General features: G+C 33.6%; 26 protein-coding genes and 1 other RNA gene. 13 read left to right on the forward strand and 14 right to left on the reverse strand.

All coding sequences use genetic code 11. The features are described 5' to 3' along the window. Window positions 1-10: 10 nt before the first annotated feature. Window positions 11-3,034 (reverse strand): tetratricopeptide repeat protein, encoded by a 3,024-nt coding sequence (locus tag RM542_RS11435; protein ID WP_311385882.1) that lies wholly within the window; start codon window positions 3,032-3,034, stop codon window positions 11-13. A gap of 144 nt (window positions 3,035-3,178) precedes the next feature. Between RM542_RS11435 and RM542_RS11440 the strand changes: the two genes are divergently transcribed. The 3 genes from RM542_RS11440 (at window position 3,179) to ppgK (ending at window position 5,149) form a co-directional block, all read left to right on the forward strand. After that, complete coding sequence (locus RM542_RS11440) at window positions 3,179-3,862, forward strand: ATP-binding cassette domain-containing protein (RefSeq protein WP_311385883.1); 684 nt, start codon at window positions 3,179-3,181, stop codon at window positions 3,860-3,862. Window positions 3,863-3,874: 12 nt separating this feature from the next. Beyond that, entirely contained in the window at window positions 3,875-4,297 is a 423-nt protein-coding gene (locus RM542_RS11445) for a hypothetical protein (RefSeq protein ID WP_311385884.1), read from the forward strand. A 93-nt stretch (window positions 4,298-4,390) separates the two neighbouring features. Further along, a complete protein-coding gene (gene ppgK, locus RM542_RS11450; RefSeq protein ID WP_311385885.1) occupies window positions 4,391-5,149 on the forward strand; it encodes a polyphosphate--glucose phosphotransferase in 759 nt (252 codons plus the stop codon). Between the two features lie 50 nt (window positions 5,150-5,199). On the opposite strand, the gene typA is transcribed toward ppgK, so the two are convergent. The 3 genes from typA to RM542_RS11465 form a co-directional block, all read right to left on the reverse strand. Next, complete coding sequence (gene typA / locus RM542_RS11455; protein WP_311385886.1) at window positions 5,200-6,999, reverse strand: translational GTPase TypA; 1,800 nt, start codon at window positions 6,997-6,999, stop codon at window positions 5,200-5,202. Window positions 7,000-7,096: 97 nt separating this feature from the next. Then, a complete protein-coding gene (locus RM542_RS11460) occupies window positions 7,097-7,639 on the reverse strand; it encodes a DUF3575 domain-containing protein (protein WP_311385887.1) in 543 nt (180 codons plus the stop codon). 79 nt (window positions 7,640-7,718) lie between these two features. Next, window positions 7,719-8,276: a hypothetical protein gene (locus RM542_RS11465; RefSeq protein ID WP_311385888.1), complete on the reverse strand. Its 558-nt coding sequence runs from the start codon at window positions 8,274-8,276 to the stop codon at window positions 7,719-7,721. A 71-nt stretch (window positions 8,277-8,347) separates the two neighbouring features. On the opposite strand from RM542_RS11465, the gene kdsA reads away from it, so the two are divergent. Together kdsA and RM542_RS11475 are read left to right on the forward strand one after the other, a co-directional pair. Continuing rightward, window positions 8,348-9,166, forward strand: a complete 819-nt coding sequence (kdsA, locus tag RM542_RS11470) for a 3-deoxy-8-phosphooctulonate synthase (protein WP_311385889.1) — start codon at window positions 8,348-8,350, stop codon at window positions 9,164-9,166. A gap of 18 nt (window positions 9,167-9,184) precedes the next feature. Beyond that, a complete protein-coding gene (locus RM542_RS11475; RefSeq protein WP_311385890.1) occupies window positions 9,185-11,140 on the forward strand; it encodes a hypothetical protein in 1,956 nt (651 codons plus the stop codon). Between the two features lie 3 nt (window positions 11,141-11,143). On the opposite strand, the gene RM542_RS11480 is transcribed toward RM542_RS11475, so the two are convergent. Continuing rightward, entirely contained in the window at window positions 11,144-11,512 is a 369-nt protein-coding gene (locus RM542_RS11480) for a DUF1801 domain-containing protein (protein WP_311385891.1), read from the reverse strand. Between the two features lie 113 nt (window positions 11,513-11,625). On the opposite strand from RM542_RS11480, the gene RM542_RS11485 reads away from it, so the two are divergent. After that, a complete protein-coding gene (locus RM542_RS11485; protein WP_311385892.1) occupies window positions 11,626-12,738 on the forward strand; it encodes an Sb-PDE family phosphodiesterase in 1,113 nt (370 codons plus the stop codon). Here the strand turns inward: RM542_RS11485 and RM542_RS11490 are convergent. Both RM542_RS11490 and RM542_RS11495 read right to left on the reverse strand, forming a co-directional pair. Continuing rightward, window positions 12,735-13,013 (reverse strand): hypothetical protein, encoded by a 279-nt coding sequence (locus RM542_RS11490; protein WP_311385893.1) that lies wholly within the window; start codon window positions 13,011-13,013, stop codon window positions 12,735-12,737. The genes RM542_RS11485 and RM542_RS11490 overlap by 4 nt on opposite strands. 86 nt (window positions 13,014-13,099) lie before the next feature. Continuing rightward, complete coding sequence (locus RM542_RS11495) at window positions 13,100-14,296, reverse strand: NAD(P)-dependent oxidoreductase (protein ID WP_311385894.1); 1,197 nt, start codon at window positions 14,294-14,296, stop codon at window positions 13,100-13,102. 124 nt (window positions 14,297-14,420) lie between these two features. Here RM542_RS11495 and ssrA point away from each other — a divergent pair. The 4 genes from ssrA to RM542_RS11515 all read left to right on the forward strand — a co-directional run bounded on the left by ssrA (window position 14,421) and on the right by RM542_RS11515 (window position 18,154). Continuing rightward, window positions 14,421-14,819, forward strand: a transfer-messenger RNA (tmRNA) gene (gene ssrA / locus RM542_RS11500). A 39-nt stretch (window positions 14,820-14,858) separates the two neighbouring features. Further along, window positions 14,859-16,217 carry an exonuclease domain-containing protein gene (locus RM542_RS11505; protein WP_311385895.1) on the forward strand — a complete coding sequence of 453 codons (1,359 nt, stop codon included), beginning with the start codon at window positions 14,859-14,861 and terminating at the stop codon, window positions 16,215-16,217. A 37-nt stretch (window positions 16,218-16,254) separates the two neighbouring features. Continuing rightward, window positions 16,255-17,301, forward strand: a complete 1,047-nt coding sequence (locus tag RM542_RS11510; protein WP_311385896.1) for a histidine kinase — start codon at window positions 16,255-16,257, stop codon at window positions 17,299-17,301. Between the two features lie 58 nt (window positions 17,302-17,359). Further along, the gene (locus tag RM542_RS11515; RefSeq protein ID WP_311385897.1) at window positions 17,360-18,154 is read left to right on the forward strand and encodes a LytTR family DNA-binding domain-containing protein; all 795 of its coding nucleotides are present in this window, start codon (window positions 17,360-17,362) and stop codon (window positions 18,152-18,154) included. A 362-nt stretch (window positions 18,155-18,516) separates the two neighbouring features. On the opposite strand, the gene RM542_RS11520 is transcribed toward RM542_RS11515, so the two are convergent. From RM542_RS11520 to RM542_RS11530, 3 genes are all read right to left on the reverse strand, one after another. Next, the gene (locus RM542_RS11520; RefSeq protein WP_311385898.1) at window positions 18,517-19,296 is read right to left on the reverse strand and encodes an aldose 1-epimerase; all 780 of its coding nucleotides are present in this window, start codon (window positions 19,294-19,296) and stop codon (window positions 18,517-18,519) included. 51 nt (window positions 19,297-19,347) lie between these two features. Continuing rightward, window positions 19,348-20,328, reverse strand: a complete 981-nt coding sequence (locus RM542_RS11525) for a cysteine synthase family protein (RefSeq protein WP_311385899.1) — start codon at window positions 20,326-20,328, stop codon at window positions 19,348-19,350. A gap of 77 nt (window positions 20,329-20,405) precedes the next feature. Beyond that, window positions 20,406-21,647, reverse strand: a complete 1,242-nt coding sequence (locus RM542_RS11530; protein ID WP_311385900.1) for an FtsX-like permease family protein — start codon at window positions 21,645-21,647, stop codon at window positions 20,406-20,408. Window positions 21,648-21,650: 3 nt separating this feature from the next. Here RM542_RS11530 and RM542_RS11535 point away from each other — a divergent pair, with 3 nt between their 5' ends. Next, complete coding sequence (locus tag RM542_RS11535) at window positions 21,651-22,877, forward strand: DUF1343 domain-containing protein (RefSeq protein ID WP_311385901.1); 1,227 nt, start codon at window positions 21,651-21,653, stop codon at window positions 22,875-22,877. Here the strand turns inward: RM542_RS11535 and RM542_RS11540 are convergent. The 3 genes from RM542_RS11540 to RM542_RS11550 all read right to left on the reverse strand — a co-directional run bounded on the left by RM542_RS11540 (window position 22,867) and on the right by RM542_RS11550 (window position 24,455). Further along, a complete protein-coding gene (locus RM542_RS11540) occupies window positions 22,867-23,031 on the reverse strand; it encodes a hypothetical protein (RefSeq protein WP_311385902.1) in 165 nt (54 codons plus the stop codon). The two genes, RM542_RS11535 and RM542_RS11540, sit on opposite strands and share 11 nt — an antisense overlap. A 10-nt stretch (window positions 23,032-23,041) precedes the next feature. Then, window positions 23,042-23,875 carry a sterol desaturase family protein gene (locus RM542_RS11545; RefSeq protein ID WP_311385903.1) on the reverse strand — a complete coding sequence of 278 codons (834 nt, stop codon included), beginning with the start codon at window positions 23,873-23,875 and terminating at the stop codon, window positions 23,042-23,044. Between the two features lie 82 nt (window positions 23,876-23,957). Then, window positions 23,958-24,455 (reverse strand): YkgJ family cysteine cluster protein, encoded by a 498-nt coding sequence (locus RM542_RS11550; RefSeq protein WP_311385904.1) that lies wholly within the window; start codon window positions 24,453-24,455, stop codon window positions 23,958-23,960. Window positions 24,456-24,507: 52 nt separating this feature from the next. Here RM542_RS11550 and RM542_RS11555 point away from each other — a divergent pair, with 52 nt between their 5' ends. Together RM542_RS11555 and RM542_RS11560 are read left to right on the forward strand one after the other, a co-directional pair. Beyond that, window positions 24,508-25,218, forward strand: a complete 711-nt coding sequence (locus RM542_RS11555; RefSeq protein WP_311385905.1) for a class I SAM-dependent methyltransferase — start codon at window positions 24,508-24,510, stop codon at window positions 25,216-25,218. Window positions 25,219-25,261: 43 nt separating this feature from the next. After that, on the forward strand, window positions 25,262-26,155 hold the full coding sequence (locus RM542_RS11560; RefSeq protein WP_311385906.1) for a hypothetical protein: 894 nt from the start codon (window positions 25,262-25,264) through the stop codon (window positions 26,153-26,155). Here the strand turns inward: RM542_RS11560 and RM542_RS11565 are convergent. After that, window positions 26,152-26,784 carry a 7-carboxy-7-deazaguanine synthase QueE gene (locus RM542_RS11565; protein ID WP_311385907.1) on the reverse strand — a complete coding sequence of 211 codons (633 nt, stop codon included), beginning with the start codon at window positions 26,782-26,784 and terminating at the stop codon, window positions 26,152-26,154. The genes RM542_RS11560 and RM542_RS11565 overlap by 4 nt on opposite strands. Window positions 26,785-26,809 lie beyond the last annotated feature (25 nt).

Genomic DNA, 26,809 nt, shown 5'->3' on the forward strand with positions numbered 1-26,809 from the left:
CGATTTCTGATTAATTTCCGTTAGGATTAACTGATGAATTTATTTCTGCTTGACGGGTTTTTATTAAGGAAAGTTCGCCTTTTGCCTCTGCAACAATTTTATTAAATTCTGCAAAATTTTCTATTACACTTTCCAATATATAAGTAGCCTGAAAAGCATCATCTAAAGCATAAAAATTCTTTGCCATTAGTACTAATCCTTTTCCACCCCATTCTTTGTAACCGGCGTAATCTTTTACTAATCTTTGTACGGAAATATTTGAAGCTTCATAATCCGTATTCTTATTCTTAAAAAATGCATCATAGTACCATGCCTCTGCAGCAACTTCACCTGATGCTATTTTTTTTACTTCGGTAAATGCAGATTCTGCTAATTGTTCATTTCCTGTTTCAATTGCTGAGCGAGCTATCATAATTTGAGCATCACTTTTAATACGATCATCAATATTTGAAGCGGCTAATACTTTTTCAGCATAGGCGATAGTGAGCTGATAATTCTTTTGCTCGTAGTACCCTTTCATTAAATTTGATTGGGCGAAGGTTTTATTCTGAGAAATTTCAGCTGTATTCTCGAGTCTTTCTAAAAATGGTACCGCATTTTGATAATCTTGCTTTGCTACATATATTTCACAAACCCTTGTTAAAGCTTGTTCAGTATATTCACTTGTTCCACTATCAGCTACATTTACATAGCGCGGCAAGGCCTTTACTTGATCACCTTTTGAAAAATAAAGTTGCGCTAAAGTGAAATTGGCTTGATTAGAATGTAAACCATTAGGAAATTCTTTGAGATAGTCTTCAAAACTTTTAATAGCGCCATCAGTCTTACCTTCAGCGTATTTTCTATTGGCAGCTTCAAAACTAGCTTCATCAAGCTCAGCATCTGTTACTTCAACAAAATCTAAATTTCTTGCCCAAGCAGCATATTCACTTACCCTACCCATATCAACATAAACTAATTTCGCAGTAGCAACTGCCTGTTTCGCCTCTTGCGTATTAGCATAGTCATTTACAACCTTTTTCAATTTGGTTAAAGCCTGTTCATTACGATTTGCATTGTAATGGACTAAGCCCTGTCGTAGCATAGCTTGTGGTGCAAACTTGCTCTTTGAAAATCTTGAAATTAATTGATTATAAGTTTGCAAACCAGATGCTTCATTCCCGCCTTTTATATAAGTATTTCCTAATTCGAATAAGGCATCATCGCGTAGCGAAGACCTTGGAAAACGTTCAACAAAACGCTCTAACTCATTAATTTTATTAGAATTATTACCTAAGAAACCATTACATAGCGCTTTTTGAAAGGTAGCATAATCACGTTCAGGTCCATTTATTTTTGAGGCGCTATTGTATTCAGAAATTGCGGCGTTGTAATTACTAGTCACAAAATAACTATCACCTAGTCGTAAGTAAGCGTCCGTTTTTTCCGGAAGCCCATCTTCGTAATTATTAGTTACTTTCTTGAAATAAGAAATAGCACTGGTATAATTTTTCAATTTAAAATGGCTATAGCCAAGATTATAATCTAACTGATTATATTCTTCTACATTTTTACTTGTTAAACTATGTTCAAAAGATGTAAAATCACTCAAAGCTTCTTCGAACCTGTTCAGGCGATACGCCGATTCAGCCTTCCAATATTGTGCCCTAGCCTCAAAATCTTTATTCTCTGTATTTTTTAAAGACTTTGAAAACCGCTCAATAGCGTTTTCATAATCTCCATCAATAAAAAGCTCCACACCACGATAAAAAGCTACCTTTTGATAAGTTTCTTTACTTGCATAACCACTGTTTTTTTCGAGCAGAATCATTGCACCTTCAAAATTCTTTGATGTGATGTAAGAATCTACCAAAAGAGTTTGTAATTCATTTTGATGTTCATCCTTAGGGTATTTTTCTAAATAGGCACTGATAACCTGTGGTACAGGCTCATAGGCATTACCAATTTCATAACTTAATCGGGCATAATTTAGAGTTGCATCTTTCTCAATTTCTTCATTGAACGTCATCTCTGAGGCATTCCTAAATGCATTTAAGGCTTCTGATTTTTTATCTAATTTTAAATAACATTCTGCTAAATGGTAATAAGCATTTTGAGCAACGCTATTGGTGCCCCCAATAATTCTATTAAATTGACCAATTGCCGATTCAAAATCGCCTTGTTTATAGTAACTGTATCCTAAAAGATAAAAATCTGTATTACTCCATTTACCTCTTTTACCTTTATATTGTTTTAGGTAAGGAATTGCTTGATCGTATTTTTCTAAATTAAAATAGCTTTCACCTATTATTTTATTTAACTCAGAAATTTCTCGTCTATCTGATTTCGGAATTTGTTTTTCAGCCATCTCAATGGCCTTTTCAAAATTACCTAGCTTAAAATTTAAATCTGCTTGGTAGTATGATAGTTTCTCTTCTAGAACCTTGGGGTCTGTAATTTCATCAAAACGCTCATTTGCCGATTCATAGTCATCTTGCTCATAAGCGATATAGCCCATGTAGTATTTCGCTTGAGCTCCATACTTTTCTGAATCTAGAACTTTATTTAAATAGCGTTCTGCTTGGTCTGCATTATTTGTGGCGTAGTAAGAATAACCACTATTGAAATTATAACGTTCTTCATCAGCCCTAGCCATAGCCCCTTTATCCACTTTCTTATACCACTTTAAGGCGTAAGGGTATTTTCCAGTCTCAAAATAATAGTCCGCTACATCAATAAAAGCAGAATTACGTTTGGTAGACGTTGGGTAGCGTTCGACAAAATCTTCCATTAGTTTATCAGCACCTCTTTGATTAAGTCTTACCGCAGCATTGGCAGCATAATAAACACTATTAGCTTCAGTCTCATAATCATCAGTGGTGTTTTTAACCTTTTCAAATAAAGCTTGAGCTGCCTGATATTGTTGGTTATTATACAAAGCCAAGGCATCTTGAAACTGCTTCTGTTCGTGGGTATAAATTTTTGTTTCTTGGGCGTCAATGGATAATAAAACGCCTAATAGGAAAATAAAAAATAATGAAGTGGTTCGATTCATAGTGTTCTACGCTGTTCTCGATTGATGAATCCATAACGTCAAAATCCGCGCCAAAGTATATTTTTAATCAAAGTGCGTTAAAAAGAATAGTTTCAAACATAGAATTAAGGAACTTAGTACCTTTATATCTCTTAAAGTTAAAAAATGCCAGAAACCATATTGAAATTACAAGACGTCGCTGTTTTTCAAAATGAAAACTTAATACTTAATGATGTCACTTTAGAAGTAAAAAAGGGTGAATTCGTTTATATTATTGGAAAAACCGGAAGTGGTAAAAGTAGTTTCATGAAGACACTTTATGGGGATATCCCTTTGAGACAAGGTTATGGGTCGGTTGTAGACTTTAATCTAAAAACTCTCAAGGAAAATGACATACCATTTTTACGAAGAAAACTAGGAATCGTTTTTCAAGATTTCAAATTGCTTTCTGATCGTAATATTAACAATAATCTAAAGTTTGTTTTAAAAGCTACTGGTTGGACAGATTCTGTAAAAATGGATTTGAAAATTGAAGAGGTTTTGGACAAAGTAAGAATGAAAACCAAAGGCTTTAAATTTCCTCATGAGCTTTCAGGTGGTGAACAACAACGTATTGCCATAGCTCGCTCTTTACTTAATGACCCTGAATTAATATTGGCAGATGAGCCAACAGGTAACCTTGATCCTCAAACAAGTGTAGAAGTCATGAAGGTACTTCAAGATATTAATGATAGTGGTCGAACTATTATTATGGCTACCCATGATTATGCACTTATTTTAAAATATCCACATAAAACGATCAAATGTGATGGTAACAAGATGTTTGAAGTAATTCAAAAAGCTATTTAAATTAAATAGAGCATGATACTCCATAAAGAAAATCATAAAAAAGATAAAGAGACAAACCCTTTAATTGGGATACTACTTTTTCTAATATCGATAGTTTTAATGCTTATCTCAGGGCCAATTGGGTTTATTTTTGCTTTTCTTAAATTACTTTTTACGAAAGGAATAAAGGGTATCGGCGGGTATGCTTTGCAATTAGCTATATCAATTGACCAGCTTGGGAATGTGCTTATGCAACATCTTTTCAATAGTATTTGGATAAAAAATAATGGATATCAATTTGGGAATAGAGATGAAACTATTTCAAGCGCTATCGGTAAAAACAAAGAACTGGGAACTTTAACCAATTTTGGTAAAGTAATCGATAAACTTTTAGACCTAATTGACCCAAATCATTCTTTAAATTCTATTGATTACTACATACAACCCACTGATTAAAATATCTCATAATTACAAGTATTGTTAAAAATTCGTTAAGTATCACCCAAAAGATTTTCGTTTCTTTGTTAAAACAAAACTTACTTTCCTTTTATGGAACTTCTTGGAATTGATATAGGTGGCACCGGAATAAAAGGAGCCTTGGTAAATGCTGAAACTGGAGAAATGCTAACCAAAAGGTTCCGAATACCAACCCCAACTTCAAGAAAACCTCAAGAAATGGCTGAAGTGATTAAGCAAATTACTAATCATTTTAACTATAATGGACCCGTTGGATGTGGGTTTCCCACAATTGTAAAAAATGGCGTTTGTATGTCGGCCGGCAATCTTGATGAAAGCTGGGTTGGTGTTAATATTGACGAATTATTAACTACCGTAACTGGTCGTGAATGCACTGTAGTCAATGATGCTGATGCTGCTGGCTATGCTTCAATGAATTATGGTATTGGAAAAGGAAGAGAAGGTTTAGTTATCATGATTACCATTGGTACAGGTCTTGGTAGCGGTGCTTTTTATAATGGACATTTATTACCAAATTTTGAGCTGGGACAAATTCCATACAAAAAATACAAGAAGATTGAGCTTTGGGCTGCTGCCTCTGCAAAAGAGCGTGAAGATTTGACTTTTGAAAAATGGGGCAAACGTTTTAATAAGTTTCTTAAGTTAGTTGAAACTATTGTTGCGCCAGATTTAATAATAGTAGGCGGAGGAACTTCTAAAAAATGGAATGAGTTTAACCAGTATATTGATATCGAAACTGAAGTTGTAAAAGCAGAATTAATGAATCATGCTGGAATCATTGGTGCTGCCGTAGCCAGTTTAAAGGAAGAACACCACGGCCATCTCAATTAAAAAAATTATTAATAAAAAAAGCCCTTTTTTAAAAGGGCTTTTTTTATTATTTAAGTAATCTTATTTCGTTTACGATCAACTTCTTTTAAATAAATTTTTCGAAGTCGAAGGTGATTAGGAGTTACCTCGCAATACTCATCCTTTTGAATATATTCTAAAGCCTCTTCTAACGAAAACTTAATAGCCGGTACAATTTTAGCCTTATCATCTGCTCCAGATGAACGAACATTCGATAGCTTTTTGGTTTTCGTTACATTAACAGTCATGTCATCTGCTCTAGAGTTTTCACCAATAACCTGTCCTTCATAAATATCTTCTCCCGGATCAATAAAAAACTTACCTCTATCTTGCAGTTTATCAATTGAATAAGGAATTGCAGAACCATTTTCCATAGAAACTAATGATCCATTATTACGTTGAGCAATTTCTCCTTTTAATGGCTGATACTCTAAAAATCGATGCGCCATAATAGCCTCACCTGCAGTGGCTGTCAGTAATTGATTTCGTAAACCAATGATTCCTCTTGACGGGATTATAAACTCACACAACATACGAGAACCCTTGGCCTCCATACTCGTCATCTCTCCTTTACGAATAGATACCATTTCTACAGCTTTTCCTGAAACTTCTTCAGGCAAATCAATAGTCAAATGCTCTACAGGTTCACATTTTTTTCCATCAATCTCTTTTATGATTACTTGCGGTTGACCAATCTGTAATTCGTAACCTTCACGACGCATAGTCTCAATTAAAACTGAAAGGTGTAATACGCCACGACCAAAAACCATAAACTTATCTGCACTATCAGTTTCTTCAACTCTCAGCGCTAAGTTCTTTTCAAGTTCTTTTTGCAAACGTTCATTAATATGCCTTGAAGTAACGAATTTTCCGTCTTTACCAAAGAAAGGACTATCGTTAATAGTGAATAGCATACTCATCGTTGGCTCATCAATGGCAATTGTCTTTAGTTTTTCAGGATTTTCAATATCGGCAACAGTATCACCAATTTCAAAACCTTCCATACCAACTATAGCACAAATATCACCAGTTCTTACATCTTGCACCTTTTGACGACCTAATCCTTCAAAAGTAAAAAGCTCTTTAATTTTTGATTTTACGATTGTACCATCTCTTTTTACCAATGAGACTTGTTGTCCTTCTTTTAAAGAACCTCTTGTTAATCTACCAATCGCTATACGACCAGTAAAAGACGAAAAATCTAAGGATGTAATTAGCATTTGTGTAGTTCCCTCTTGAGGCTTAAACTCAGGGACATGTTCTATTACCATATCCAATAAAGGCTCAATATTATCAGTTGGATTTTGCCAATCTTCACTCATCCAATTCTGTTTTGCAGACCCATATACCGTTGGAAAATCTAACTGCCATTCTTCAGCACCCAATTCGAACATCAAATCAAAAACTTTTTCATGTACTTCTTCAGGAGTACAATTTTCTTTATCAACTTTATTGATAACAACACAAGGTTTTAAACCTAAGTCAATTGCTTTTTGAAGTACAAATCGTGTTTGCGGCATTGGACCTTCAAAAGCATCTACTAACAGTAATACTCCATCAGCCATATTTAATACACGCTCTACCTCACCGCCAAAATCGGCGTGACCAGGTGTATCTATTATATTAATCTTTGTCTCTTTATAAACAACAGAAACATTTTTAGAAACAATGGTAATACCACGTTCTCTTTCCAAATCATTATTGTCTAGAATTAAATCACCTTTGTTCTCATTTTCACGAAACAATTGACAATGAAACATAATCTTATCAACCAACGTAGTTTTACCGTGGTCAACGTGAGCAATGATGGCAATATTCTTGATTTTAGACATAACCTTTATTTTAAGCGTGCAAAGATACTGCTAAATTTTACAGTGTAACACAAAGCTGTGTTATTTTTATCTTATTGATTTTGAGGAAGTTTTGCAATTACTTTTTCTTATTCCCTAGCACCCATCCAATACTAAAATCAATTCTAACTGCAAGACCACTATCAACATCATTTTGATAGTAACCACTGCCAAACTCCAAGCCAAAGTTAAATCCTGATTTTGAAGTTCGTTGCAACCCGTATAAAGGACCAACAAATAAGTTGCTATTATTACTAAGATTTAAATCACCTAGTATCGAATTTCCATTAACGTATAAAACACTGAGAGCTAAATAATTTCCAGAATTAGCACTAATTTTTTTTCCTTTTGTCAATCTACGTTTCATATTCGTGTAATAACGATATTGACTTTCAACATAAGGATAGATACCAAACTCTGTACTACGTTCAGAACCAGTTCTAATTGCAAAACCAGTTCCAAGTTCAAGATTTATAGTAGCGTTATTACCAATCCCTTTTTCATATTCTAAACTTGGGGCTAGAAAATTTACTTTGAATTGATTGTTTTCAACACTGTAAGAAGACTGACTTAAAACTATTGAAGTAAAAAAAAGACATAAAAAAGTTGAAATAATTCGCATGATGGTGTTTTTAGTTATGCAATCCTTTTAACAAATACAATGCCAATCTTGAAATAAGAACTACAAGTACCTTAGCGAATTATTTGCCTACACACCAGCGTTTCTCGCTCACAATCCAACCAATACTTAAGTTAACGATCGGATAAATACCATTTTCAAAAGGCCCAACATAGTAGGCTGCCCCAGCATCAATTGAAAAACTGAGACCTGAATTATAACTGCGTTGTACCCCATAGACTAATCCAGCATATCCATGAACTCCTTCCTCTATCTCATTAGCAACAACTCTTGGGTCAGGAGATAACACCGCGGCGGTAGGTGCAAAATAGTTTGCCGAATTACCATATATCTGTCTCCGCCTTCTGGCTCTTTGTTCAAAATTATGGTAAAATCGAGTTTGCAGTGTCAGTGCAGGAACAAAGTTAATTTCATCATAGGGGTCGGTAAAAGCTGGATCAAGAGCGGGTTGTAATGCCGCTTTAATATTTAAGGTTTGATTTACACCGATACCCATTTCGTATTCAAGCCCAGGACTAATTATATTAATTTTCCATTGCCGCAACTCACAATTTTTTCCAAATTGAGAATGTAGTATTGCGGTTAAAAAACAAAAAATCAAAAGGATAATTCTTTGCATAGTAGGTGAATTTGGGTATTAACATAACACAGACTTATTCAAAATAGTATTTTTGCCAAAAATTAAGTCACATGCAACTAAGTCTTATTTCTCAGATAAAACATACTAATACTGATAATTTTTTTTTATTGGCTGGTCCATGCGCCATTGAAGGTGAAGAAATGGCACTTAGAATTGCTGAGAAAGTTGTTGCTATAACTGATGATTTACAAATACCATACATCTTTAAAGGGAGTTTTAAAAAAGCAAACAGAAGTCGCCTTGATTCCTTTACGGGAATTGGTGATGAAAAAGCGCTAAAAATCCTGAGAAAAGTATCTGAAACATTTAATGTACCAACGGTAACTGATATTCATACTGAACAAGATGCAGAAATGGCTGCTCAGTATGTCGACGTATTACAAATTCCAGCATTTTTAGCTCGGCAAACGGACTTGCTAGTCGCAGCGGCAAAAACTGGCAAAGTGGTAAACATAAAAAAAGGACAATTCATGAGTCCTGAAAGCATGAAACATGCTGTAACTAAAATAACCGAAACTGGAAATTCACAGGCCATAATAACCGACAGAGGCACTATGTTTGGTTATCAAGATATGGTGGTTGATTTTAGAGGCATTCCTACTATGAAAGCGTATGCTCCTGTTGTTTTAGATGTTACTCATTCATTACAACAACCCAATCAGTCTTCCGGTGTTACGGGTGGCCGTCCTGCATTAATAGGGACTATGGCTAAAGCAGGCATAGCCGCAGGAGCTGATGGCCTTTTTATCGAAACTCATTTTGACCCAGCTAATGCTAAAAGTGATGGAGCAAATATGTTAGAGCTTAGCTTATTAGAGAAACTTTTAAGTGATTTAGTGGCAATACGCGAAGTTGTTAATCGTTTGTAAATTTCAAGGTTTACCATCATGCGATTATTTTTAGCTCTAATTTTCATTCTTGCACCCCTTATCTTCAATGGTCAATATAATTTTGATAAAGTCACTCAAAGTGATATCAATCTTAAGGTTTATGAAAGAGATACCACAGCCAATGCTGTTGTTCTGACTGAAAAAGGAGATTTCTTCTTTACCGTAATTGAGCGACAGATTTTTTTAATAAAAAAGTATTCCGTTAAAATCAAAATCTTTAATGAAAAAGGATTTGAACAAGCTAACGTCATGATTCCCCTTTATCATAATGAAGATAGTAGAGAAAAAGCATATGATATTAAAGGAATGACTAATAATGGTCTTATCAAAACTGGGTTAAACCAAAAAGACATTTATCAAGAAGAGGAAGGAGAAAACTGGAGCTATACCAAATTTACTTTACCAAATATTCAAAAAGGTTCAATCATTCAATATTCATATAAAATTAAAACTCCATTTTTCTTTAATCTAGATGGTTGGGATTTTCAGACTGATATTCCAAAAATTTATAGTGAGTTTAATGCTAAAATTCCAGGTACATACTATTATAATCGAAGTCTATATGGAGGGCTACCTTTAGTTGTTAAAGAGAATAGTATTAAAAAAACTTGTTTTGATGTTGGAGCCGGTTATCCTGCTGTCGATTGCGAAATTATCAAATATGCGATGAAAAATATCCCGGCATTTAATAATGAAGAAGAATATATGTTAGCTCCATCAAATTATTTAGCGCGATTAGATTTCGAATTAGCCACCCATTATCGCTATGATGGCTCTAAAAAACAATACACTAAAACTTGGAAATCAGTTGACTCCGAGTTCAAAAAAGATAAGGATATTGGAAGACAGCTTGTTAAAAATTCCTTTTTTACAAAACAGTTTGAAGAAAACAATCTTCAAGGAAATAGTGACCTTGAAACAGCAAATAACATATTTAATTTCGTAAAAAAGCACTTTAGATGGAACGGTAAATATGGTATTTACAAGAATATTCGAGTTAAAGAAGCTTTCAATGAAAAAGTTGGAAACATTGGAGAAATCAATATTTCATTAATTAATATGCTGAATGCCGCAGATATTACAACAAATTTAATGCTGATTTCAACACGCCAAAATGGTTTACCTAAAAAATCTCAACCCGTAATTACAGATTTTAATTATGTAATTGCAAAAACCGAAATTGGTGGCAAAACATTTCTTTTAGACGCAAGTGACAAAATAAATTCCTTCGGTTTTTTACCATTCAGATGTTTAAACCATTATGGTCGTGTAATGGATTTTAAAGAAGATAGCTATTGGTATGATATTGTACCTCAAAACAAGAATAAAGTAGTGATTAGAGGTAATGCAACCTTGAATCCTGAACTAGGAGAAATAACCGGTAAAATCAGGGAAATTAATCAAGGTTATAATGCTATTGCAAAATATAAAATCCTAAAATCCAAGACAGAGTCTGAATATTTAGACGATATCGAAGGTTCTACTTCTTCAGAATTCTTTATCGACGACTATAAGTTAGAAAAGGAGAGAAGTACTGATAAATTGGTGATGCAATCTTATGATTTTAGTATCGAAAATGCGCTTAAAGATGGTGCAATTTATCTTAATCCAATTCTTATTAAGTTTTTTGCAAAAAATCCTTTTTTGCGAGACAGTAGAAATTTTCCAATTGATTTTGGATATCCTTACACCTATGAATATAATTTGACCATTAAAATTCCTGAAGAATATAAGTTAATATCCCTCCCAGAAAATAAGGCCATTGCCTTGCCTAATAATCATGGAATTCTTGATTTTAAATGCTTAGAAAATAATGGACAGTTAAATGTGCGATTTCTATTTCAATTGAAAAACTATTATTTTGAATCTGAAAATTATGAAGCACTTCAGGCATTTTTCAATGAAGCTGTAATCATTCAGAAAAATTCCCTTGTCAACATTCAAAAAATTTAACACTTACTTTTTATAAAACCCATTGGCTTTAAGGGCATAAGATTCTTTTAGAACCTCAGCTAAAATAACATCATCGATTTCTTGAAGAGAAGTGTATCGTAAAGATTTAACTACCTTTCTATCTTGACTAACCATAAGTTCAATATGCTTAGTCAAATGAGAAGAATTCCAAAATGCGACATCTACGTACTTGCCCTTATAAGAGGCATTCAAATAGCATATGGGCTGTTTACCAGCGTAAAAGCAAGGAATGTTCCATTTGTATTTCATATCAACTTCAGAAATGACCATTTCGATAACTGCTTTAATATGAAGCAAGATACTTCGGTAAGGCTCTTCCCTACTCAATATATATTCTTCGGCTGGATTCATTTCATAAAATTATCGAATTAGCTTTAATTAATCTTTTCTTAACCTTTTAAATAAACAGCTGATTAATTCGGGCGCTTATATTAAAATATATTTGAGAAGTTAAACTAATAACCATGAAAAACTTATTTTTTATTTCCGCCCTTTTATGTTTTTTTAATTCCCAAAGTCAAGAACACTCCCATAAGAGCACAAGAGCACTTTCTTTTCCTGATATTAGCGGCTACGTTACTTTAAAAACCGATTTGCATCAACATACCGTGTTTTCAGATGGTAATGTTTGGCCCACCATTCGTGTTCAAGAAGCATTGCGAGATAATTTAGATGTTATCTCGTTAACCGAACATATTGAATACCAACCCCACTTAGCCGATATTCCCCACCCCGACAGAAATAGATCTTACGAAATTGCCTTAGAAGAGGCGAAAAATCATGATTTAATGTTAATTCATGGTACCGAAATTACAAGAAGGGCTCCAGCGGGCCATAGCAACGCCATCTTTGTTTCTGACGTAAATTCTTTAATGCAAAAAGATTCTGTTGCTCAATTCGCTGCTGCCAAAAGCCAGGGCGCTTTTGTTTTTTGGAATCATCCTGCTTGGTATGCACAGCGACCTCAAGGCAATCCAATACTTAGTAATTTTCAAAAAGAGCGAATTGCCAACAAAGAATTGCATGGTATTGAAGTCATTAACACAACTGACTATTCAGAAGAAGCGTTAGCCATAGCCCTTGAAAATGACCTAACAATTATGGGTACAAGTGATATTCATGGTTTAATTGATTGGGACTATATTGAAAAAGGTTATAGTAGACCTGTTACCCTAGTTTTTTCTAAAGAAAGAACAAAAGCAAGTTTAAAGGAAGCTTTGTTCGAAGGTAGAACAGTAGCCGTTTTTAATGAACTAATTGTAGGCAAATCTGAGTATGTAAAACCTTTATTAAAAGCATGTATTAAAATAGAGAATGCTACGTATATTTCGAACACCGAAATACTAAAAATTGAGTTAAAAAATATTTCGAGTAATAATATATTATTTGAAAATACAATGGATTATACCTTTTACTCAAGCTCACCAGTTTTTGAAATTAAAGGAGGTGAAACAAAAACATTACAAGTAAAAACCTTAAAAAAACTGACTTCTTTAAACCTGCAATTAAAAGCAATTAGCGCTTATGATGCCCCTAAATCACATCCAATAATTAATTGGTTTATTTCATTGGACTAACTAACGGAAGATAAATTTTGAGGTCGATTAATTTGAATATCAAATTCATTCTTAATTTTATCAAAGAAATTTTTTGGTGTCTTTTCTGAAAGCAATACCTGTTGAGTTTTCATATCAACATCAAAATAAAAACAAGAAAAATCGCCACAACATTCTTGTTCTAAATGCTCCATTAAAAACTTGGTGATTTTAGGTCTTAGACGATATTCAAGTTCAACACTCTGTTTTTGTAGGTTTTTGTCTGCGTTATTTGAAAAAATCCAATTAAATTTCACTTGGTTGGTTAAAAATTAGAATTTGGAATATACAAAAAAGTAATCAATAGAATGTTAACCAAATTTAAACTTCGACCAGCGACCGTTTAAGCTATATAATCCTGTAGATATTTATAATTTTTAGTCAATTCACCGTTTAGAGTCATTCTTGCTCTTTCAAGAATTCCATCTTTATCTCCATTAAAAAAGGCAGGGATTACATATTTTGAAAAAGCTTCACCAAAGCCGTCACTAGCATCTCTAGGTAGTTCTGCAGGTAGGTTATCAACTGCCATAACTGCTATCGCGTTTTCTTGTTTATAGTCGATTTCATTTTCTGACTTGGCGTCATAACCATAAATAGGATCAGCAATTGTTGAAGGTCTAATCGTTGTTGCTACTGGGCCATCAATATCACAGCTAATATCCGCTACCATTTTAATTTTGAAATCAGGGTGTTTGGCATCTTCTCTTGTATATAAAAAAGGAGCCCCATCTCCATAAAAGTGTCCCGCAATATAAAAGTCAGTCACCTTACTAAATCTAAAAAAATTAGACTTATAGTCTTCGGGGTTAGCAAAAAAGTCGGCTTTATTACCACGTACACCGTCTTTACGCTTGTTATATTCAGACGCATCTATTTGACAATAAACTGGTTCATTAAAGTCATCGGTCAGATACGCGGCTACATTAACTCTTTTCATATTCATAGCATCCAGCATTTCCTTTGCTCCGTTACCAACACGACCCTTACCTGTAAGTAAAATTTTAATTTTTGGTAATTGAATATTATTAAGCTCAGCAATCAAAGCTTTTTGGTCTTTTAAATCTTCTGCTTTGGGTAAAACAAATACATCATACTTCAGGCCATAAGCACGTATGCCATTATATGCACCAACTATACCGGCATATCGTCCAAAAGCCACCAACCGCTGTCCATTCTGATTAGTGATTACTTCATGATCATATAATTCAATATTCTTCTCTAAAACAGCTTTAAGCAATTTCCTATTGTAGGGTTGTTTTTTTATGGTGTGAGAAAAGAAAAAATACTTTTTGTTTGGTATTAAAGCCTCAATAGGAACTTCTTTTACACCCAACAGCACATCACAATCTACCATTTCTGACGCCACATTAATTCCTGCTTCTTCATATTCTTTATCAGAAAAAATACGAATTGGCGAAGGCTCAACAATAAGTTCAGCCTTGGAATGTTGTTGAAGAACATTTTTACAAAGTTTTGGTGATAATACAACCCTTTTGTCCGGTGGATTCTTGCGTTCTCTGATGATTCCAAACTTCATATTAGCTTTGGTATAATTATTGACCTAAATTAAGTGGATTACAAAGGGTACGCAAACTTTTCTGCCATAGGTAGATAAATATTGTAACTTTGCCATCCTTTTAAAAATTGTTCATTGAAATAATGGGGCCGACTGGTTTTGACAGCGAGACCAATTGGAATGTAAGCATGCCGAGCTATGGAAGTAATGCTCGTTAAAATCTATTCCACACTTTTAATTGGCGATAATAACTACGCTCTTGCCGCTTAATCTGAATTATAGTAAGATTAGCCTCGTCGCTACTAGGTAGCGAAGCGAGATGTCTCAGAATAGCCCTTGTTGACGGCGATTCATTTTGAGGCACCATAAAAGTCAACATAAGGCTTTTGTTCGCTTTGACAATAGCACTAAAACTTTAAGAAGCTAAGCGTAAGATAGGCGGTTTTTGGTCGGTCTTGCGTCTAAAATTGAACAAAAACTAAGCATGTAGAAAGCCTTTTAATTGCTTGTTTGGACGGGAGTTCGATTCTCCCCGGCTCCACAATTCAAATATTCCCTAATTTTAGTTACTCATAATTCGCCATTGTACACCATAATAGACATAGAGACCACAGGTAACGGAATTAAAGGGAATAAAATTACTGAAATTTCTATTTTCAAATTCGATGGCGAAAAGGTAATAGATGAATTTACCAACTTGGTAAATCCACAATGTGAAATACCTTATTTTATTACTGGACTAACAGGTATTGACAACCAAATGGTTGCTAAAGCACCCACTTTTAAAGAAATTTCTGATAAAGTTCTTGAAATAACCAAAGACAGTATTTTCATAGCACATTCTGTAAATTTTGATTATGGTGTTATTAAAGAAGAGTTTAGACAAATAGGTGTTGACTTTTCTAGAAAAAAATTATGTACTGTTCGGCTTTCTCGAAAACTCATACCCGGTTTTAATTCTTATAGTTTAGGCAAACTCTGTTCATCACTCTCTATACCATTGACAGACCGACATAGAGCCCGTGGTGATGCACGTGCTACTGTACTATTATTTAAATTACTTTTAAAAAATACTGCGTCGGATAAGGTGATAAAAACGTTTTTAAACGCTCGTAGTCAAGAAGCTACTCTACCACCATTATTGTCCAAATCAACTGTTAATAATTTACCTTCAACACCTGGTGTTTACTACTTCAAAAACAAAAACGGTGAAATCATTTATGTCGGTAAAGCCATTAATATTAAGAAGCGGGTTTTAGGTCACTTTTATGATAAGAGCAATCATGAAATTAAACTTTGTAAAGAAATAGCGGATATTGATTTTGAACTCTCGGGAAGCGAGCTTTTAGCATTGTTAATGGAATCTGCTGCTATTAAAGAACACTATCCAATTTTTAATAGAGCGCAAAAAAAAATTATAAAACAGTATGCCATTTTTAGCTATGAAGACAGACGAGGAATTTTGCATTTAGCTTTTGATTCACTTAAAACCGTTATTAATCCATTAATGGTATTTTACAATCAAACTGATTGTAGAGCTTATCTTGAAAATTTATGTGATGTTTTAGCACTTTGTCCAAAATATTGTCATTTACAAGTTACAAACGGAGCATGTAGCCATTACAAAGCGAAAAGTTGTAATGGAATATGCAAAGGTGAAGAGGCTATTGTAGAATACAATACAAAAGTAATAAAGGCTATTGCTCTGCTCAAGCAACGTGAAGAACGAATTTTGTTAGAACGCAAAGGAAGAACTACTGACGAAAAAGCATTTGTTTTAATGGAAAGTGGAATTTATAAGGGATACGGGTTTATTCAGAACTCAGTTCAAATTAATACTCAGGAGGATTTAGAGGCTCATTTAATTCCTCAGAAAAATACTGTTGAAGCTCTAAGAATAATTCAAAATACAATTCAAAAAAATATAAAGGTTTCTAATTAAAAGTTTTGTATTTTTTACCCTTATTAGTCAACCAACCATGCTTTTAAAGAACGCCAAGACTATACTTGGTTTCAATGATTATCTTTTTGTTTTCGCCGGTGTTTTAATTAACACCCATACTGTCATGGCTATTTATTACACTGGAGCTTTTTTTAAGGTAAAGTTTACGGATTACCTTGTTACATGGTTTGGCGAGTTTTTGTGTATTTTAATTTTATGGTTAGTTATTAGACAATTATACCTGCAGCTACTTAAAAAGTTTAAGGGAGTTCAACATATAAAAAAACGACTTTTAATAATACCTACTTTCCTTATTCCTTATTTCTTTATTTGTTTTTGGTATATCAAATTAATTCAGCCTTTTTTTAGATTGGACCATCCTGATTTTACAGATCCGAATGTTGCAGTTCAAATACTAACAGGAGCGGTAATTTTTTTCATAGATATGGGATTCTATGAGGCCTTGCACCTATTTGTTGAACTCAAAAACACTAAAATAGAAGAGGAAATAAGAAAAAAAGAGAGTGTTACTTCACAATTACTAAATCTTAAAAATCAAATTAGCCCTCACTTTTTGTTTAATAGTCTCAATACTTTAGTGCATCTTATTGATGTAGATAAAGAGAAGTCTAAGGAGTTTGTTCACAAGCTCGCCAGTATTTATAAAACCACTCTAGAAATTTCTGATCAAAATTTAATTTCCTTAAAAGATGAGCTACGGTATATCAATGACTATACAGATTTGTTGCAAGAACGTTTTGGAGAAAATGTAAATTTCAAAATCGAAATTAATGATTCTGAAAAGGAGAAGAAGCTTATCCCATTATCCTTACAACTGGCAGTTGAGAACGCAGTTAAACATAATATTATCACTACTAAACATCCTTTAAAAATTAATATCCTCACACAAAATGGTTATTTAGTTATAAAGAATAACCTTCAGAAAAAACATAGCAATGGTATTCAATATGGCTTAGGCCTTAAAAATATCAGAAAACGCTATGAACTTTTGAGTAATGAAAGGGTTATAATTGAAAGCGGAAAAGTAGATTTTATTTTAAAATTACCACTCTTAAGCGAGTGACTATTTCTAAGATTAAGTGTCATATTTAAAATCAATATGGTATCTTAACAATAAGTTAGTGGATTTTTTATACAAAATGTCAAGACAATTAAAAATTGCAATTATTGAAGATGAGCCTATTTCTAGGGCTTATTTGAAAAATTTAATAGAACAAACAGGCTTTGAACATCAGATAATTGAAGAACTAGATTCGGTTTCTGATGCTTTAGTGTTTTTTTCTAAAAATCCGGATTTGGACCTAATCTTTATGGATATTCACCTAGGAGATGGTACTTGTTTTGATATACTGAACACAGTCGGTATTGAAAAGCCCATAATTTTTTGTACAACTTTTGACACCTATGCCGTACAGGCATTTAAGTATAACAGTATTGATTACATTTTAAAACCGGCCAAGCTTGATGATATTAAAGACGCACTAAAAAAATACTGGTCTTTTAAGAAATCTGATGAAGATGATTATCTCATTCGTATGGATAAGATGATGGGATCTTTTGTTTCTCCTAATTACAAAAAGCGTTTTCTTATAAGAAAGAATAATAAGCTCATGCTAACTGATGTTAACAACGTAATTTGTTTTTATTCCGAAGGCGGCAATACATTTTTAACCGAAAAATCTGGAACTTCACATGCCGTTGATTTTACTTTAGAAAAGTTAGAAGAATTGTTGGATCCAAATAATTTCTTTAGAATCAATAGGAAAATGATGATTTCAATTGATGAAATTCATTCTGTAGAAGACTATTTCAATAATAGATTAAAAATAAAGCTACAAAACCGAATTGACCTTGATCTTGTGGTAAGCAGAAATAGAGTAAAGCACTTTAAAAATTGGTTAAAGGGGGTTTCGTAAGAACTACTTTTTCATTTTCTTATACATTCGGGCGACAAAGACTAACCACACTAAAAATATTAGTGCTACTACAATGGAATACATGAGAATAAAATCCATTATTTCTTATACTTAAGATAATTCATAAAACCAAGTATGGTTGGTGCCCAGAATGCAATAAATATGGCATCCATCTTTTCTCCACTGAGAAATAAATATTCTGAGACGATGATAATTGATAACACCACTAAGAGCATGATACAATTCATCACTCCTACTCTCTCAATAAAATCTTTAAACATTAAACTATTCGTAATATTATTACTACTAATTTACTTAATATAACGCAGAATTTGTTAATAAAATTGTGATTTTCTTAACGTTTATAAAATGAAGGGAATCAACTGCAGTTTGAAAGAAGCTTCGTTATCTAAATTTTGAAAACCTTCATGTAAATTTTGTTGCTTTACCCTATACGGGTAGAAAGTTATCGGCTCAATACATATCATATTGCCTACCTCGGTCCAACACATAAAATGATCAAATCCTTCGGTTTTTAGAGTAATTGAATGATTGTCCAATAAAGTTATTTCATTGCAGTTTGCAACCTCTAATGCACGACTGCCTACGGCTAAAACCTCATCAAGATTTATACTTTTATCTTTTGTTTTGATGATTGGTTTTGTAGTCTGTAATTTAAAAGCAGGGTGATAGCCTAACATATAAGGCATACCCAATTCACCATCGATTTTAAAACTAATTTCAAGGCCCTCGGAATCAAGCCGGAAAGATTTTTTAAATCGAAAATTATAAGGCCAAGACAACAAAGCCTTATCTGACTTTTTAGGGTATTTCTTATTTTTAATTTTAGTATTGGCTTGATACACTTTTTCAAAAACTGCCGTTAAATCAGTATTCTCAATTAAGCTGTAGGTCATTAATCGTAAATGCCCATGTTGATCTTGAATTGCTTGACCTTTTGGTACTTGTACCATAAAATCAGCTTCATTCACAGGACCAATTATTGGAAACATTTCAGTATCAGCACTACTCCATCCAGGGCTTCCTTTTTGATGGATAAATTCATGTCCATCAACTTGATAACTAATTAATTCACCAGCGTCAATCTTCACAATTTGGTTTCCAAATTCAAGTTTTACCATGATAAATAGATTCTCTTATATTACTTATTGAACTATTTTAGTTAACTCTTCTTATTCAATATAACCCATTTTGTGCATCCAATCGTCATTAAACATTTTACCAACGTAACGGCTTCCATGGTCATGAAAAAGTACTACGACCACGTCATTTTCACCAAACTCTTCTTTAAGCTGTAAAAGCCCCTTAATTGCAGCTCCAGCAGAATTTCCAAGAAACATACCTTCTTCTTTAGCAAGTTTTTGGGTATATATTGCCGCATCTTTATCGGTTACTTTAGTAAAACCATCTATAACTTCAAAGCGGACATTTTTAGGAAGTATATCTTCTCCAATACCTTCAGTTACGTAAGGATAAATCTCGTTCTCATCAAAAATACCTGTCTCATGATATTTTTTAAATACTGAACCATAGGTGTCAATACCCCAAACTTGTACATTTGGGTTCTTCATTTTTAAATACGAACCTACTCCAGATATGGTACCTCCAGTACCAACACCAACTACAAAATGAGTTATTTTACCTTCTGTTTGTTCCCAAATTTCAGGACCAGTACTTAAAAAATGTGCTTTACAGTTACTTGGATTATCATATTGGTTAACATACCAAGAATTCGGTATTTCCGTAGCCAATCGCTTTGCCGTTGAATAATAACTCCGAGGATCTTCAGGAGCAACATCAGTAGGGCAAACATGCACTTCGCTACCAACAGCTTTCAAAATATCAACCTTTTCTTTGGACTGTTTGTCACTGATAACACAAATCATTTTATAACCCTTAACAACAGCTGCCAGGGCTAAGCCCATTCCAGTATTACCTGAGGTTCCTTCAATGATAGTACCTCCAGGTTTTAATATTCCCAGCTCCTCTGCATCTTCTACCATCTGTAATGCCATACGATCTTTAACCGAGTTTCCAGGATTAAAGGTTTCATATTTAGCTAAGACCAAACAAGGTAGTTCAGCTGTAAGCTTATTTAGCTTTACCAAAGGTGTTTTACCTATGGTTTCTAGTATGTTTTTTGCGTATTCCATATTCAAAAACAAAAATACGGGTTAGGTAATTAGAATCAACTTTAGTTGACTAAATATTCTCAATTCTACTTACTAGACTAATCAAACTTTATCGCTTTGACTGGAGAAATTTTTGCAACAGCATAAGATGGAATTAATAGCATCAATAAACAAAGTACCATTACTCCAAGGTTTAATAGTAAAATATTACCAAAATCTATTTGAACAGGTATGTATTTAATGTAATACTCTTCAGGATTAGGAAAGGTTAAGAATCTGAATTTGTCTTGAAGAAAAATAATTCCAAGACCAATTACATTACCCCAGAAAAGACCAATGCCTATAAGATATGCCGCATTATATAAAAAAACCTTTCTGATACTCCAATCTTGGGTACCTAAGGCTTTTAAAACTCCAATCATCTGGGTTCTTTCTAAAATCAAAACTAAAAGTGCGGTAATCATATTAATCCCTCCCACAATAATCATAATACCAATGATTAATGCGGTATTAAAATCAAAAAGTTCTAACCATTCGAAAATTTTAAAATACTTACTTTTTATATTCTGAGTATCTAAGTTTGAAGGGGTTTTATTATAAATTTCAACAGTTTTTTCATTTATCTCAGAAAAATCGTCTAGAAAAACTTCAAAATTTCCGAACTCATTCGCCTTCCATTTATTCATGCGCTGAATATGTCGAATGTCGACAAAAATGTACGAGGTATCTAATTCTTCAAATCCGCTCTCATAAATACCAACAATCTTAAATTTTCTATTATTTGACGTTTTTGTTAAATCTCCATCCTTTAAAAAAACAGCCAAAAAAGAATCCCCTAATTCCAATTGTAATTTTCCTGCTTGAATTTTTGATATTAGAACTTCCTCGTTTAAATCTTCAGAAAAATTGGGCAAGCGTCCTTCAGTTAAGAACTCTTCAAAAAACTGCCAATTGTAATTTTCATTTACCCCTTTAGCAAGTATACCTTCAAAAGTCTCTTCCGTTCGTATTATTCCTGCCTTTACTGCTACCCCTTGTATATGAGAAACACCTTCAATTTTACTTAAATTAGGGTAGAATTCTTGGTTTAACAATACTGGTTCCACGGAAACGTCTGAAGTGTTGCCATCATAATTTTGAATTTGAATATGACCATTAAAAGCTGCAACCTTTTCCCGAATTTTAAATTGAAGACCCATACTGGTGGCAATCGCAATAAGCATCATTATAATACTGATAGCGATAGCAGCAATGGCTATTTTTATTATCGGAGCAGAAATGCTAATTTTATGTTCCTTCCCTGTAATCAGGCGTTTGGCTATAAAATATTCTAAATTCAAAAGATGCCCTTTTTCTTAAAGTTCAAAAGTACTATTTTATGTTTAAGCATTTGTTTTTTGGCTTGCGGACAAAAACAAAAATCTAGTACAAACGAATCTAATTCTATTTCCACTGAAATTTCTAAAAAAGATATTCTGGCAGGTGCTAACCAAACTCAAGAATATTTACCAATTATAACAAACAAAAAAATTGGTGTTGTAGCCAATCAAACCAGTGTTATTTTCAAAAAGGAAGGTTATACACATTTAGTTGATTCCTTACTCTCGCTTCAAATACAAATTAAAAAAGTTTTTTCGCCAGAACATGGTTTCCGAGGCAAGGTTGACGCAGGTGAAAAAGTAAAAGATGGAATTGATACTCAGACAGGTTTACAAATAACTTCTCTTTATGGCAAAAACAGAAAACCAACTCAAAACCAATTAAAGGGGCTTGATTTAATAATTTTTGATATTCAAGATGTTGGGGTTCGTTTTTACACTTACATCGCTACCTTACAGTATGTTATGGAAGCCTGTGCGGAAGCTGAAATTCCAATTCTTGTTTTAGATAGGCCTAACCCTAACGGACATTATGTTGACGGCCCGACTATGAGGGTTGAACATACTAACTTTTTAGGTTTGCAAACTATTCCACTGGTATACGGAATGACTATTGGAGAATATGCAACCATGATTAATGAAGAGAATTGGTTAGCGAATGAAACAAAAGCCGAATTAAAGGTAATTACCATGGCCAACTATTCACACGAATCCGATTATTCAATTCCTATTAGACCTTCACCTAACTTACCAAATGATCAATCTATTAATCTTTACCCAAGTCTAGGGCTTTTTGAAGGCACAAATATTAACGCAGGTCGGGGAACAGAGTTTCAATTTCAGCGTTACGGAGCTTCTTTTCTAGACAGCACAGCTTTTAGATTTACGTTTACACCACAGCCTAATTTTGGTTCTAAATATCCAAAAGAAAAAGGCCTCAACTGTTTTGGAGAAGATTTATCTGATTATCAAAAAATGGACTCTATCTCATTGCAATGGATTATTAAAGCCTATAATAATTGTAATGAAAAGAATAAGTTTTTTAATACTAGTGGATTTACAAAACATGCTGGAACAGAAAAACTACAAGCACAAATAGAGGCGGGACTTTCTGAAATGGAAATAAAAGCTAGTTGGCAAACAGATTTGGAACGTTTTAAACTAATCCGCTCTAAATATCTTATCTATTAGCCTTGTATTGCATGAGTACAAGACCAGCACTGGCAATTGTACCAGCAATACCTATAAAATATTTACCTTCAACAATCAAAAGAATACCAGCTAAACATCCTAAAATACCTAAAAGTAAGCCCAGTTTAGATACTTTCTTCCTTTGCGATTTCATAAACTAATGATTAGAGTTCTCCAGTGGTTGGTTTTCTATACTTATGAAAAGGCTGCTTTAACAAACCAACAATACTACTATTCTCTTTTTCATTAGGAAAAGTATCTACTCCGTAGGTTATTTTATCTGGGTCCAATTCCATAAAGGTTCCGAATATTCGGTCCCAAATTGAAAAAATATTACCGTAATTGGAATCTGTATATGGCAACACATAATGATGATGAACTTTATGCATATCTGGTGAAACTACAAGCCAACTAATCATCTTATCCACTTTACGCGGCAATCTGATGTTTGCGTGATTAAATTGAGACAACACGACCGATAGACTTTGATATAACATAATAATACCAATGGGCGCACCAACAATAAAAACCCCAATAAGTGTAAATGAATATCGAATTAAACTCTCTAGTGGATGATGCCTATTAGCAGTAGTAGTATCAACATTATGATCTGAATGATGCACTAAATGAACCATCCAAAGTGGTTTTACTTTATGTTCAACTAAATGTGCAGTATAGGCTCCTATTAAATCTAAAAGCATTACACCAAGGGTTACATAAAGCCATAAAGGCATTGCAGGCAGCCAGTTAATAATTCCGAATTGATTATCGACGGTCCAATCTGATGTTTTAAGAAGCAAAAAGGCCAATGGAAAATTTATTATGATAGTGGTCAGTGTAAAGAAAAAATTAGGCAAAGCATGTCGCCATTTCTTATACCTCACACTAAAAAGAGGAACAATACCCTCTAGTATCCAAAAAAAAGTAATCCCACCGACTAAAATTAGACTTCTATGAAGTGGAGGAATATTTTCAAAATAATTAATTATTTGTTCCATGAGGTTAAAATACAAATTCAAAATCTAAGTTCAAATAACTAAATTAAGTTGATACGGGAGAACAGCAAAAACATAAACCAATTTACCTTAAAGGAATTTGTTTTTTCATTGCTTCGACAATATTGTATGCTGCAGGACAAATAGCTATGTTTTTTAAGGTCAGTTGACTAATTTGTTGGAACTTCTTTCTGTCAGTATGCGGAAATTCTCGACACGCCTTTGGTCGAACATTATAAATACTACAATAATTATCTGATCCTAAAAAAGAACATGGTACTTGTTGCAAAACATAATCATTGTCTTCATCTACTTTTAGATAAGTTTCTATAAATTTCTGCGGTTTCATCCTAAAATGCTTAGAAATTCTTTCTATATCTGCATTTGTAAATAAAGGCCCTGTAGTTTTGCAACAATTAGCACATTCTAAACAATCAGTTTGGTTAAACTCTTGTTCATGCAACTCTTGCATTATGTAATCTAAATTCTTTGGAGCCTTTCGTTTTAATCTTGTGAAAAACTTCTTGTTTTCTTGAAGCTTTTCAGAAGCTTTTTGTGGCAATTCGTTTATTTGCTCTTGCATAGACTACAAACCTAAAAAATATTGTTTCATTTTTGTAACGCAATTAAATTCTATGGATGATATTATTGGGATTGCCCTTTTAGATTATCAAAACGGGCGTTATTCAGAAGATATTAAAACCTTCTCCTCTTTTGACGAAGAAGATACCATACCAATGCCTTACTTATTCCGGCCTTTTAAGGCGATGCCAAAATTAGAGCAAATAGCTTTGAAAAAATGTTCTGGTAAAGTTCTTGATATTGGTTGTGGATCAGGAAGTCATAGCCTTTATTTACAAGAAAATGGTTCTGTAGTAACAGTTTTAGACAAGTCTTCCGGAGCCATAAAAGTATGCCAGCAAAGAGGACTTATCAACACGGTTTGCAGTCCGATATTAGAATATTCTGGCTCACAATTTGATACGCTTCTACTTTTAATGAATGGTATTGGTATTGCTGGTTCTTTAGATCAATTAGGCAACCTTTTAAATCATTTTAAATCTTTATTAAAACCAAATGGGCAAATTCTTTTAGATTCTAGCAACATCATTTATATGTTTGAACAAGATGAAGATGATGGCTATTGGGTTCCAGATAACAACAACTATTATGGTGAGGTAGTATTTCAAATGGGTTATAAAGGGATAAAAGGAAAATCATTTAAATGGTTATATCTTGATTTTGACACTCTAAAGAAATATGCCAATATTCATGGTTTTCATTGTAAACTTGTAAGTGATGGAGAACATTTCGACTATTTAGCCAAACTTACCTTAACACCATAATAGATTAATAGATTAGAACGTTTAACTTTCAAAAGCTTGCGCTATGAGAAAAAGAGGTATTTATTTTTTGACAATTCTTAGTTTGATTTTTGCGGCATGTAGCTCAAATGAAAGTGATCCTGAAGAAACTAATGATGACGAACCACCACAAGTGGTTGATAAAACTCAAAATCTATTAAGCACTGGTGCCTCGGCCAATGATATTCTTTCTAATTCAAATTTTGATCGGTTATTAATTGAAGCCACCTATGCACCTGGTTTTAGACCTACCGATGAAGCAATGTCTAATTTTCAAGATTATCTAAGGACTCATACGTTTAAAACGAATATTGAAGTTACTTACAGAGAGTTAGATGCTACAGGTGAAGAAACTTTGACCCTTAATGAAATTGATGATTTAGAACAAGAAAATAGAACGGCATATAACGACGGAACTACTTTGGCTATTTATATCTTTTTTGCTGATGCTCCTTCGGACGGGGATGATTTAGATGAGGGACTAGTTACATTAGGTGCGGTTTATCGAAATACATCAATGGTGATTTTTGAGAGTACCGTAAAAACTCTTGCTGGACGAAGTCTTCTTATTACAACCGAGGATGTTGAGACTGCAACATTAAACCATGAGTTTGGCCACTTATTCGGATTGGTAAATCTAGGAACCGTTCCTATTAATAACCATGAAGATTCTGAGGCTGAAAATCATTGCAATGTTGACCCTTGTTTAATGCGAGCCCAATTAGAATTTGGTCCAGCTAACAAAGCAATTGCAGTATCTCATTCAAAAATACATTCGTCTTGTTCTTTGAATGGGAATGTTTTGATTGAACAAATGGAATTTCAAGTTTCGAGAGGAAATGCAGCTACTCCTGAATTAGATGCGGAATGCCGCTTAGACCTCGAGAATAATGGTGGAAGACCCAGCATTGATAGCTAAGGAATATTTAAGTATTTATGTGTTTGCAATGACACCTTCCATTTTGGATGCTGCATGACATAATCCACGATTAAAGGCGTTACTTTTTCTCGTACACTCCATTCTGGCTGAAGGTATAATATACAAGAGTCATTAATTTTTGAAGCCTGTTCCTCAGCAAAAATTAAATCATGTTTGTTATAAACAATAACTTTCAGTTCATGTGCTTTATCGTATATATCACCAACCGGAAGTTTATTCTTTTTAGGCGATAAACAAATCCAATCCCATATACCAGTTAACGGATACGCTCCTGAGGTTTCAATATGTATATTCAGATCTTGGTTCTTCAGTGCTTTTGTTAAAGGACCCATATCCCAAGTAAGAGGCTCTCCGCCTGTAATTACTATAGTATCTGAAGATTTGGTAGCATTTACTACAATTTGCTCAATTTCAGTAGGAGGATGCGTTTCAGCATTCCAACTCTCTTTTACATCACACCAGTGACAACCAACATCACAACCACCTATGCGCACAAAATAGGCCGCAGTTCCTTTGTGAAAACCTTCGCCTTGTATTGTATAAAATTCTTCCATCAAAGGAAGCATCTTACCCTTGTCCACTAAATGCATGACATCTTGTAAAACCATTTTGCAAAGATAATATTAACTAATT

This window comes from Croceitalea sp. P059 (assembly GCF_031846365.1).
GTDB lineage: Bacteria > Bacteroidota > Bacteroidia > Flavobacteriales > Flavobacteriaceae > Croceitalea > Croceitalea vernalis.

Bases quoted from the DNA above. Each gene is read 5' to 3' on its own strand.
- RM542_RS11525 (WP_311385899.1), bottom strand. From the start codon at position 20,328: ATGGAATACGCAAAAAACATACTAGAAACCATAGGTAAAACACCTTTG.
- RM542_RS11535 (WP_311385901.1), top strand. From the start codon at position 21,651: ATGCCCTTTTTCTTAAAGTTCAAAAGTACTATTTTATGTTTAAGCATT.
- RM542_RS11480 (WP_311385891.1), bottom strand. From the start codon at position 11,512: ATGAATCCAGCCGAAGAATATATATTGAGTAGGGAAGAGCCTTACCGA.
- RM542_RS11445 (WP_311385884.1), top strand. From the start codon at position 3,875: ATGATACTCCATAAAGAAAATCATAAAAAAGATAAAGAGACAAACCCT.
- RM542_RS11440 (WP_311385883.1), top strand. From the start codon at position 3,179: ATGCCAGAAACCATATTGAAATTACAAGACGTCGCTGTTTTTCAAAAT.
- RM542_RS11550 (WP_311385904.1), bottom strand. From the start codon at position 24,455: ATGCAAGAGCAAATAAACGAATTGCCACAAAAAGCTTCTGAAAAGCTT.
- RM542_RS11460 (WP_311385887.1), bottom strand. From the start codon at position 7,639: ATGCGAATTATTTCAACTTTTTTATGTCTTTTTTTTACTTCAATAGTT.
- RM542_RS11510 (WP_311385896.1), top strand. From the start codon at position 16,255: ATGCTTTTAAAGAACGCCAAGACTATACTTGGTTTCAATGATTATCTT.
- RM542_RS11540 (WP_311385902.1), bottom strand. From the start codon at position 23,031: ATGAAATCGCAAAGGAAGAAAGTATCTAAACTGGGCTTACTTTTAGGT.
- RM542_RS11555 (WP_311385905.1), top strand. From the start codon at position 24,508: ATGGATGATATTATTGGGATTGCCCTTTTAGATTATCAAAACGGGCGT.
- RM542_RS11545 (WP_311385903.1), bottom strand. From the start codon at position 23,875: ATGGAACAAATAATTAATTATTTTGAAAATATTCCTCCACTTCATAGA.
- typA (WP_311385886.1), bottom strand. From the start codon at position 6,999: ATGTCTAAAATCAAGAATATTGCCATCATTGCTCACGTTGACCACGGT.
- RM542_RS11435 (WP_311385882.1), bottom strand. From the start codon at position 3,034: ATGAATCGAACCACTTCATTATTTTTTATTTTCCTATTAGGCGTTTTA.
- RM542_RS11475 (WP_311385890.1), top strand. From the start codon at position 9,185: ATGCGATTATTTTTAGCTCTAATTTTCATTCTTGCACCCCTTATCTTC.
- RM542_RS11495 (WP_311385894.1), bottom strand. From the start codon at position 14,296: ATGAAGTTTGGAATCATCAGAGAACGCAAGAATCCACCGGACAAAAGG.
- RM542_RS11560 (WP_311385906.1), top strand. From the start codon at position 25,262: ATGAGAAAAAGAGGTATTTATTTTTTGACAATTCTTAGTTTGATTTTT.
- RM542_RS11565 (WP_311385907.1), bottom strand. From the start codon at position 26,784: ATGGTTTTACAAGATGTCATGCATTTAGTGGACAAGGGTAAGATGCTT.
- ppgK (WP_311385885.1), top strand. From the start codon at position 4,391: ATGGAACTTCTTGGAATTGATATAGGTGGCACCGGAATAAAAGGAGCC.
- RM542_RS11465 (WP_311385888.1), bottom strand. From the start codon at position 8,276: ATGCAAAGAATTATCCTTTTGATTTTTTGTTTTTTAACCGCAATACTA.
- RM542_RS11485 (WP_311385892.1), top strand. From the start codon at position 11,626: ATGAAAAACTTATTTTTTATTTCCGCCCTTTTATGTTTTTTTAATTCC.
- RM542_RS11520 (WP_311385898.1), bottom strand. From the start codon at position 19,296: ATGGTAAAACTTGAATTTGGAAACCAAATTGTGAAGATTGACGCTGGT.
- kdsA (WP_311385889.1), top strand. From the start codon at position 8,348: ATGCAACTAAGTCTTATTTCTCAGATAAAACATACTAATACTGATAAT.